8 protein-coding genes are annotated in these 9,815 nt (G+C 68.5%); 5 read left to right on the top strand and 3 right to left on the bottom strand.

All coding sequences use genetic code 11. From position 1 onward, the window contains the following. Nucleotides 1-86: 86 nt before the first annotated feature. Nucleotides 87-1,691 carry an alpha/beta hydrolase gene (locus GWK61_RS17905; protein WP_194909524.1) on the bottom strand — a complete coding sequence of 535 codons (1,605 nt, stop codon included), beginning with the start codon at nucleotides 1,689-1,691 and terminating at the stop codon, nucleotides 87-89. A gap of 166 nt (nucleotides 1,692-1,857) precedes the next feature. On the opposite strand from GWK61_RS17905, the gene GWK61_RS17900 reads away from it, so the two are divergent. Together GWK61_RS17900 and GWK61_RS17895 are read left to right on the top strand one after the other, a co-directional pair. Continuing rightward, complete coding sequence (locus GWK61_RS17900; RefSeq protein WP_194909523.1) at nucleotides 1,858-2,622, top strand: hypothetical protein; 765 nt, start codon at nucleotides 1,858-1,860, stop codon at nucleotides 2,620-2,622. Between the two features lie 456 nt (nucleotides 2,623-3,078). Next, entirely contained in the window at nucleotides 3,079-4,545 is a 1,467-nt protein-coding gene (locus GWK61_RS17895) for a hypothetical protein (protein WP_194909522.1), read from the top strand. Between the two features lie 202 nt (nucleotides 4,546-4,747). Here GWK61_RS17895 and GWK61_RS17890 read toward each other — a convergent pair whose 3' ends face one another. After that, nucleotides 4,748-5,227, bottom strand: a complete 480-nt coding sequence (locus GWK61_RS17890; RefSeq protein ID WP_228562496.1) for a MarR family winged helix-turn-helix transcriptional regulator — start codon at nucleotides 5,225-5,227, stop codon at nucleotides 4,748-4,750. Between the two features lie 108 nt (nucleotides 5,228-5,335). Between GWK61_RS17890 and GWK61_RS17885 the strand changes: the two genes are divergently transcribed. Next, complete coding sequence (locus tag GWK61_RS17885; protein WP_194909530.1) at nucleotides 5,336-6,193, top strand: alpha/beta hydrolase; 858 nt, start codon at nucleotides 5,336-5,338, stop codon at nucleotides 6,191-6,193. A gap of 72 nt (nucleotides 6,194-6,265) precedes the next feature. Here GWK61_RS17885 and GWK61_RS17880 read toward each other — a convergent pair whose 3' ends face one another. Further along, nucleotides 6,266-7,630 (bottom strand): MFS transporter, encoded by a 1,365-nt coding sequence (locus GWK61_RS17880; RefSeq protein WP_194909521.1) that lies wholly within the window; start codon nucleotides 7,628-7,630, stop codon nucleotides 6,266-6,268. Between the two features lie 123 nt (nucleotides 7,631-7,753). On the opposite strand from GWK61_RS17880, the gene GWK61_RS17875 reads away from it, so the two are divergent. Further along, nucleotides 7,754-8,170 (top strand): MerR family transcriptional regulator, encoded by a 417-nt coding sequence (locus tag GWK61_RS17875; protein WP_194909520.1) that lies wholly within the window; start codon nucleotides 7,754-7,756, stop codon nucleotides 8,168-8,170. A 725-nt stretch (nucleotides 8,171-8,895) separates the two neighbouring features. Next, nucleotides 8,896-9,789, top strand: coding sequence for an alpha/beta fold hydrolase (locus tag GWK61_RS17870; protein ID WP_228562498.1), 894 nt, complete (start codon nucleotides 8,896-8,898; stop codon nucleotides 9,787-9,789). Nucleotides 9,790-9,815 lie beyond the last annotated feature (26 nt).

The following is a 9,815-nucleotide window of genomic DNA, read 5'->3' as shown; positions in this document are numbered from 1 at the left end:
GGGATTGGGTGGCGCGGGACTCCGAGGTCCTTTGTGGCAGGTCGGAGTCCCGCGGCCCTTGACGCCCCGGCTGGTCCTGGCCCTGGTCAGGAGAACGGCGGGGCGTCCTGGTGGCACACCGTGCCGGGCGCGGGAAGGGCTCCGGTCTGGAGGTAGGTGCTCTCGTAGTCCGTGGCGCAGGTGCTGGGGTTGAGGAGTTCGGTGTGGCCGTAGCCGTCGATCGTGAGCAGGCCGGCGCGGGACAGCTCGTGCGTCATCGCGACCGAGTTCCAGTAGGGGGTGTCGGGGTCGCCGGTGTTGCCGACGATCAGGATCGGGTGGGCCGTGGGATGGTTCCACGGGCCGGTGTAGGTGTCCTCGCTCTTGGGCCAGGTGGCGCAGATCTCGGTCGTCCACGTCCAGGACAGGCCGACCAGGCCGGCCCGGGCCTGCGACATCCGGGCGGCGGCGGTATAGGCGCGGGGGTCGCGAGGGTGGTCGCTGTCGGAGCAGATCGTTGCGATGGTCTGTTCGCCGCCGGTGTAGGGCGTCGGCTCTGTGGTCGGCGCGGAGGCGGCGGCGGGATTCGCGGGGGCGGCGGCGCTGATGGCGCTGGCGAGTCCGGCGGGGCTGGCGACCGTCTGGCCGGTGTGCGCGGCCTGCCAGAGCTGCTGAAGAAAGGACGCCCCGTCCGCCCACTGGCTGACCTGGGTCAGCGGCAGGCTGAAGGTCGCGCAGACGTCGTCGCAGGTCTGTGTGTTGGGCGGAGTGCCGACCGTGACCGGATGCGTGTGCAGGAGCTGCATCAGGGTGCTGTATTTGGCGCGCGTGCCGGCCGGCGTCCCGGCGGAGAAGGCGCACTTGGCGGTCGAAGTCTGGCCGCACAGGTTCAGCAGGCCGTCGAGCGTCCGCGCGCTGGCCACGTCCGCACGCATCGCGACGAACGGCGGCAGCTTCCCGCCGTCGCTGCCGGTCCACACCGCGGGGTCGACGTTCCCGTCCAGGATCATGCGGCCGACCTTGGCGGGGAAGAGGTTGGCGTAGACGGCGCCGAGGCCTGTGCCGTAGGAGCCCGCAACATAGTTCAGCTGGGGCTCCCCCACCGACTGGCGCAGCAGGTCCATGTCCCGGGCCACGTCGGCGGTGCTGGTGTGCTGGAGCAGGCTGCCGTTGGTCCGGGCACACAGCGCGGAGTACCGGGCCATGATCTGGTCCCAAGTCGAGATCTGCGCCGGGGTGACCGGGACGTCGGCGGGGAGTCCCGCCAGGAAGCTGTTCTCCGCCGCCTCGTTGGGGAAGCAGCGTACTGAGGTGCTGTAGCCGAACCCGCGCGGGTCGAAGTTGATGATGTCGTACTGCGCCACCCACGATGCCGGCAGCACGCTGAGATAGCGCGGGAAGTTCGTCAGCTGCTCGTAGGGACCGCCGGAGTTGAAGAACAGTGTCCCTCGGTGGTTCGCAGTGTCAGTGGCCTGATGGCGCATCATCATGATGCTGATCTTCTTGCCGTCCGGATGCCGGTAGTCCAGTGGCACCTTCACCGTCGCGCACTGGAGGCCGTCCTGGCACGCCTGCCAGGCGGCCGGTTCGACCGATGCGACCGATGCGACCGATGTCGTCGTCCCATCGGCCACGGCGACCGTCGGCACCAGGGCCATCACGGCCACCGCCACGACTGCCGCCACGACCGCCGCGATCCGTCGAATACTCACGCGCTGTCCTCTCCGCCCGATCATCAATGCTCGAAGTAGACCACCGGCCGGCACTGAATCGCTTCAGCCTGGAGGCGCGCCGGGGCTTGCGACTTGAGGCGGAGTCCCCTCCGACCTCAGGCGGATGTGCGGGATACTCGGCCGGCGACTCGATGACACCGAATCGATGACACGGCGCGATGCCGCCGACGTGATGCCGGCGATGCGAGGGGAGACGATCGTGCGACTCGACAAGGAAGGTGAGCCGGGCACGACAGCCGGGCTGCTGGCCGCGTTCGGTGCCACCCGTCCGTGGCTCGACGGCGAGCTGACGTTCCTGGACGACGTGGACGGCTTGGAGGCGGCGGAGCAATCCGGGTCGGTGCGGCTCTATCCGGAAGGGCTGTCGACCGACGAGCCGGTGGAGACCGCCGGCGGCCCGTTCATGGCGGTCGTCAACGGAGACCTCGTCACGTCGGACCACGTCCACTTCGGCACGGACGACTACATCCCCGGGCTGATCGTCGTCACCGGCGACCTGCACGCGGAGACGCTGTTCTTCGCGAGCGGCGCCCGCGTGATCGTGGAGGGTTCGGTGCGCGTTGCGCAGGCGTGCTTCGGCCGGTGGGGAGACGAGAACGCCCTGCTCGACGTGCAGGGGGAGCTGGAGACCCCGGTGCTCGTCCTCGACGGCTACACACCGGCGTTCGCACGGCGTGGCGTTCGTACCGTGACCTGCAACAGCCTGGGATGGTGGGATGGGATGACGCCGGACATCCTGCCGACCGCCGAGAAGGACTACTTCCGACCGGAACTGCTAGACCGCCACGGCGACCTCGACTGGGACCTCGCGTACGCGGCGGCGCGGGAAGGCCTGCCCTTGCTACGGCCCGGCGCCGAGGAGTCGTTCCCTCAACGGCTGGAGGCACGGGCGACCGTGAGCGGGTATTGATGGCAGCGGCGGGGACGCCGCGCGATCGCTGACCCTGCGCGCGCCGGACGCGGCGGCGGTGCTGCTGCGGTTGACGGGCCCCGCGCTCGGCGAGTCTTCGCCGGACGGATACGGGCCCGACGGATGGTTCGACTATCCCGTCGGGGTCGAGCATCAGACGCGCAGCCCCGGCGGATGTCTGCTGCTGTTCGTTCACGAGCGGGTGGCGGACGCTTGACGCTGACGGCCGGGCGGTCGCTGCTGAAACGTCCGTAACGTCCGTAGGGACATCCGTGGGTATGGACGCGAGGGCACTTGCGGTTGCCCGAACGAGCGTTGGTGGCGGGACCCTGCGTCCGGGATTCTCAACGCAGCGTTCTACCGTCCCTGACCGGCCCGTAAGGTGTCCGGACAAGGTTGCCCGACCGATGTTCGTAGGCGGGCTCGGGGCGGTGGGCCGGCAGGAAGCAGCGGATCGTGTGGGTTGACCTGAACCCGGTGACGGCGGACGTCGAGCCGGGTGGCGAGGCGACGGTGGCGATCACCGTGCGCAACACCGGCGACATCGTCGAGGAATACCACCTGCAGGCCACCGGCGACCCCGGACAATGGGCCGTGGTCGAACCGCAGACCCTGCGGCTGTACCCCGGTACCACCGGCACCGCGCAGCTGACGTTCACGCCGCCGCGCAGCTCCGAGGCACAGGCCGGGCCACAGCCCTACGCGGTGAAAATCACCCCGCGCGAGGACCGCGAGAACACCTTCGCCATCGAAGGCATCCTGCGCGTCGCAGAATTCGCCGACCTACGCGCAGAACTGGTACCCTCCACCACCCGCGGCTGGCACCGCGGCCGCGTCCGACTGGCCGTCGACAACTACAGCAACGTCGCCACCAGCGCCGCCGTAGCCACCACCTCCAACAACACCAACCTGCACATCGACATCCGCACCCCGGCACTACGGCTACAGCCGGGGCGCGCGCAGTTCAGCAAATTCGCCGTCCGACCGGGGCGGCTGCTGTGGTTCGGCGTCAAAGCCCGGCACCAGTACAACATCACCATCACGCCGTCGGGGTTGGGGCAGCCGGTCAGCCTCCAAGGCACGTATCTGCAATCGGCACTGCTGCCACGCTGGCTTCAACGACTGCTGATGTTCTTCGCCGCAGCCGCGGCAGCGGTTCTGGCGCTGTGGTTCGGGATCCACCCGTCCTTCGCGTCCAGCACGCAGGCTTCACCGCAGCCCTCTGCCACCGGGCCGCAGGTGATCGTCATCCAGCCGACGCCATCCGCGCCGGCCAGCAGTCCGTCGCCATCGCCGTCGCCGACACCGGCGCCGAAGCCGACGTCGTCGTCCAGCGGCGCGCCGCCGGCACCCACATCGGGCGCCACCACGCCGCCACCGCCTCCGGCCTCCAGCTCCAAACCCGCCGCTCCCCCGCCGCCGTCGACCTCCAAGCCGCTGACGACGGCGCAGATCAAGACGACCAACATCCTCAACTACGCGGCCAACGCCTCGGTCGACCTGTACAACGACCACTTCACCGACGGTCAGCAGGTGGAGATCTGGCCCACCCTGCACAACAACGACCAGACCTGGACGGTCTGGCTCTACGCGGGCACCGGCATCGGCGACTACAACCTGGTCATCCAGTCCAACGACCAGCCGGACAGCGCGGGCACGAAGGTCCTGCAGGCGGACCCCGGCAACAACGCCAACGTGACCATCTCCGACGACTGGGGCGGCGTGGCCGGCCTGAAGGCGCACTTGGTGGCCGACTACCAGCAGTGGTCCCTCACCAGCGTTCCCGGCAACGGCACCTACGGGGTGCTGAAGAACAAGCAGACCGGGACCTGCCTGGCCGGCAAGGGCAACCAGCAGTGGCTCACGATGGCGCCGTGCAACACCGGGGACCAGAACCAGTGGTTCTGGCTGTTCGCGCTCTGATTCACCTGTACGGGCTCTGATTCACCTGTACGTGGTTTCTCCTGTTCGCGCTCTGATTCGCCTGCACGGGCTCTGATTCACCTGTACGGGCTCTGATTCACCTGTACGTGGTTTCTCCTGTTCGCGCTCTGATTCGCCTGCACGTTCCCGGCTGAGGAATGCGCGGCGGCCGCGGGCAAGCGCAGGCCCGGGCAGAAGCGGATCAGGCCGAGCCGCCCGACACGTTGTCCGCGAGCAGCCGCAGCAGCCGCTTCGCCTCGTCGAACTGCTCCGGGGTCAGCGCCATCGCCGCGCCGATGGCGGCCGGCACGTCGTCGGCGCGGGTGCGCAGGTCCTCACCCTGCTCCGTGAGGCTGACCTGGACGGTGCGCTCGTCGTCCGCGACGCGTTCGCGGCGGACCAGGCCGTTGGCCTCCAGGCGTTTGATCAGCGGGGTGAGGGTGCCGTAGTCGAGGTGGAGGGCGGCGCCGATGTCCTTGATCGGGACCGCGCCGTGTTCCCACAGCACCAGGAGCACCAGGTACTGCGGGTAGGTCAGGCCCAGGTCGTCGAGCAGGGGGCGGTAGCGCTGGGTCACGGCGCGCGAGGCCGCGTACAGGGCGAAGCAGAGCTGGTCGTCCAGCAGCATCGAGAAGCCCGGGTCGGGGGCGGTCGCGTCGTTCACCGTTCGTGCGGTGTTCATGACCACCAGCATAGCTCTGGAGGCGATCCCCTCGGGAACACCTAGCTTGTGCACGATGTAATCGCACACTAGTCTTCTGGCTGTGAGCTTCCCCGCTCACCCGGCGAGATCGAGAAGCCGGCCGTCGACGAGGAGTGGGTGACCGTCAGCGGCGGGCCGACCGGCACGGTCCGGGCCCGGATCGTCAAGCCGGCCGGGAGCACCGGGGTCCTGCCGGTGATCGTCTACATCCACGGCGCGGGCTGGGTGTTCGGCAACGCCCACACGCACGACCGCCTGGTGCGCGAGCTGGCCGTCGGGGCGCGGGCCGCCGTCGTCTTCCCCGAGTACGACCTGTCGCCGGAGGCGCGCTACCCGGTCGCGATCGAGCAGAACTTCGCCGTGGCGCGGTGGGTCGTCACCGAGGGGGCGGCCAAGGGCCTGGACGCGGCGCGCATCGCGGTCGCGATCGAGCAGAACTTCGCCGTGGCGCGGTGGGTCGTCACCGAGGGGGCGGCCAAGGGCCTGGACGCGGCGCGCATCGCGGTCGCGGGCGACAGCGTCGGGGGCAACATGGCCGCGGCGCTGACGCTGATGGCCAAGGAGCGCGGCGGTGTGCCGCTGGTGCAGCAGGTGCTGTTCTACCCGGTGACCGACGCGAGCTTCGACACCGGGTCCTACCAGCAGTTCGCTGAGGGCTACTTCCTGCGGCGGGACGCGATGCAGTGGTTCTGGGACCAGTACACGACCGACCCGGCGCAGCGTGCGGAGATCACTGCCTCGCCGCTGCGCGCGAGCGTGGAGCAGCTGGCGGGTCTGCCGCCGGCGCTGGTCGTCACCGGGGAGGCCGATGTGCTGCGCGATGAGGGCGAGGCTTACGCGAACAAGCTGCGGGCGGCCGGGGTGGCGGTGACGGCGGTGCGGTATCAGGGCGTCATTCATGACTTCGTCATGCTCAACGCCCTGCGTGGGACGCATGCTGCTTAGGGGGCGATCGGTCAGGCTGTTGGGGTGCTGCGGGCGGCGCTTGGGACTAGCTGAGGTTAAGGGCTGCGGCCATCACGTATGGGACGCATGCGATCGGGTGAGTGCGGCAGCGTTCGATGAGTCGTCGTCTGCCGCCGGCAGTGGCTTCTGGAGGCGTCGTGTGGGGCGGCGCCGCAGAAGCCGCATGCTCATAAGAAGTACGGCTACGGTGCACAGCGCCATCACCGCCGAGAGCAACTCGAACGCATCGGCGTAAGCCTGGGGCCTGAGATATCCGCCGGCGGCGACGCGCGCGGCGAGCGCCGTGTCGTGCAGGTTGGCGGCGATCACTTGGGCGATGCCCGCGCCGAAGCCTGCGATCACGACCGCTTCGCTTCCGAGGCGGAGGAAGTTCATCGCTCCCGCTGCGGTGCCTGACTGGTCGTCAGGGACCGAGCCGATGGCCTCGCGGTCGACCATTCCCATGGGGAGCCCGAATCCGCATCCGAGGAGCAGCATGCCGGGGATGAGGGCTCCTTCTGGCGCTGTCGGTGTTAGGGCTGGGAGCAGGAGCAGGGTCCCCGTAGCCAGTAGTGCCGTCGCGGCGAGCATTAGGCGGGCTGGTCCTCCGAAGGCTTTGGCGAGGCGTGGCGCGATGACCGGGGCCAGGACGGTCGGGACCGTCATCGGCAGCATGATGACGCCCGCTTGATCGGCGGCGATGTTTTTGACGGCGGACAGCGCCACCGGAAGGTAGGTCAGGAGGGCGACGTAGCCGAACGCCCCGGCGACCGGGATCAGGGCGAAGCCGAGGAAGCGGCGGTTGCGGAGGACGACCAGGAGCCCGTCTCGCTTGGCGCCGACGGAAGTCACCTCGTCGGGGGTCTTCAGGAGCATGCTCGCGACCCCCGAAGCGGCTGTCACCACCGCGATGGTGACGAACACGGCTCGCCACCCGCCGACCGTCACGAGCAGACCGCACAGGGCCGGGCCGAATGCAAGACCTGCGCCGAGGACGACGCCGAGTGCAGTGAAGGCTCGGGCGCGGTCGGCGCCGTTGAGGGTCGCGGACAGTAGGGACGTCGTGCCGACGAAGACCGCGGCACAGCCCGCCCCGGCGACGAGGCGCGCGAGGTCGAGGGTGAGGAGCGATACGGCCGAGGCCGCGCCGAGGCTTCCGATGACGACCAGGAGCATCCCGCCGAGGAGGACGCGGCGCCGTCCGAGGCGGTCGGCCAGCGGGCCGCAGGCGAGGGTGGCCGTCGCGAACGCGAAGTTGAACGCGTCGACGACTCCTTGCAGGCCGGCTGGGTTGGTGCCCAGTGTGGCTGCGATTCGTGGCAGCGTGATCGCCGCGCCTGCGATCGACACCGGCGTCGCCAGGAGGGCTACTAGGGCTGCGACGATCCAGCCCCACTCGCGCCGGGCCGTCGGCTTGACGAACTTCTGTCCTGTCACGCTCTCACCTCACGTTCGCTTGGTTACGTGAAGGACCCTAGAAACTAGAGCTTGCTCTAGGTCAATATTGAGGTGGGGCGCCAACGCTCTGGATCGCCATCGATCACCTTCGAGAGGCTTGTCATGACACCGCCGGCAGTCGGACTCACCATCGGACAGGTCGCCTCGGCTACTGGCTTGAGCGTGCACACGCTGCGTTTCTACGAACGCGAGGGCCTGTTCCTGCACGCGCCGACGCGCACCGCCGGCGGCCACCGCGTCTACAGCCCCGATGATCTGCAGTGGCTCCAGCTGTGCAACCGGCTACGCGACACCGGCATGCCACTGGCCCAGATCAAGGAGTTCGCCGACCTCATCCGCACACGCCCCGACGACTACAGCGGCCGACTCCGGATGCTGCGGGAGCACGAGGCGGCGGTGATCGCGAAGCAGCGGGCGCTGGCGGAGAACCTTGAGGCTATTCGGCACAAGATCGGTATCTATGAGGAGCATCAGCGGACTGGTGATAGTACGGGGATTTATACCGACGGGCGGCGGTGATGAGGTTGGGGGGTGGGTCGGCTGCTGAGCTGGGCTCGGTCGGTTGCTGCGTTGGTGCTGGGTTGGTCGCTGGGTTCTGTGCTGAGTCGGCTCATCGCCAGCTCGCATGGCGGGGTGCGGGCCTGTAGGCGTTTCTGGTTTACGTGTGGGTGCTGGTGTCGGGTCGAGTCCGGTTGACCTGGGGGTTTACAGGCGATTTTTACGGCTTCGCCAATGGTTGGATGGCCTCGCAAGGGGACGCAGTTCGGCTGTGCCCCGCAGGTTGCGCTGGCGGCCGGCGGTATTGCTGTACGCGACCACGCATGAGTCCGAGTCACTGCGCATGCGTTTGGTCTGGCGGCTGTCTGCCGCGTTTGGTGGGCACCTTGAGGCCTCCGGCGGGCGCTCCTCGACGAGGGGGCGACCCGCGCGACCTGCTTGATGCCGGCGGCCCGCGACTGTTCGGCTTTCTATCCGCTGTTGCCTGCGCCACGTTGCCCGGTGGCGGTGCTGCTTGTGGTCGCCGGGTTCTGGGTCCCTCGCCGCGTCATCGCCGTAAACGGAACCCAGAACCAACACCCCGCGTGGTCCGGTCGGACCAGCTCAAATGGTCGGGTGCGGCTTTCTGCGGCTGCTGATATGAATGCGGGGGGCGGTGCGGCTGGTTCTGGTGGGGTAGCTTGAGTTCTGGTAACGCAGAGCTCTGATGTAGCCCCTTCACCCGCTGAGGAGACAGAACCGTGACTCTGAACCCTGCTGCTGTCGGCGATGACGCCGCGTTGGCCGGCTCCCTGGGGGCCGGGTTCGTCAGTGACTACGTCACTGTGGATGGGCTGCGCCTGCACTACGTGGCTGGTGGGGAGGGGGCGCCTTTGATCCTGTTGCCGGGGTGGCCGGAGACGTGGTGGGAGTACCGGAAGGTGATGCCGGGGTTGGCTGCGGCTGGGCGTCGGGTGATTGCGCTGGATCTGCGGGGGATGGGGGGTTCGGACAAGCCGGCTGGGGGTTATGACAAGAAGACGATGGCTGGCGATGTGCATGGCTTCATCCGGGCTCTGGGTTACGAGCAGGCGGATGTTGCGGGGCACGACATCGGGTCGATGGTCGCCTTTGCCTTCGCCGTCAACTATCCGGGGGCGGCGCGGCGGGTGGCGATGCTCGACGTCGTGCATCCGAACCCGGGGTACTACCAGATCCCGATGCTGCCGCAGGCCGGTGCGCCGTTCTATCCCTGGTGGTTCGCGTTCAACCAGGTGGCGGGGCTGCCGGAGGAGTTGGTGGCGGGGCGTGCGCGGTACATCGTGGACTGGATGTTCGACAACCTGCTGGTGAATCAGGACTCGGTCACGCCTCTGGACCGCGCTGTCTATGCGCATGCGTACAACACGCCGGATGGCATCCGGGGTGGCAACGGGTGGTACCAGACTTTCGAGCAGGACATCGCCGACCTGGCCGGCTATGGCAAGGTGACAGTCCCGTTGCTCGGGATGGTCAACTCCGTCTTCGCGCCGCAGATGCAGGCGACGCTGCCGACGCAGGGGACTGATGTGGAGGTCGTGGTGGTGCCGGACACCGGGCACTACTTCGTTGAGGAGCAGCCTCAGGCCGTCATCGACCAGTTCAACAAGTTCTTTGTGTGACTGATGGGGTGAGCAGGCGCCCGGCG

Origin of the sequence: Catenulispora rubra, assembly GCF_015356825.1 — a bacterium.
In the GTDB taxonomy this organism is placed as follows: Bacteria; Actinomycetota; Actinomycetes; order Streptomycetales; family Catenulisporaceae; genus Catenulispora; species Catenulispora rubra.
Note: the sequence above shows the minus strand (reverse complement) of the source record. Positions and strands in the feature narration are given on the sequence as shown.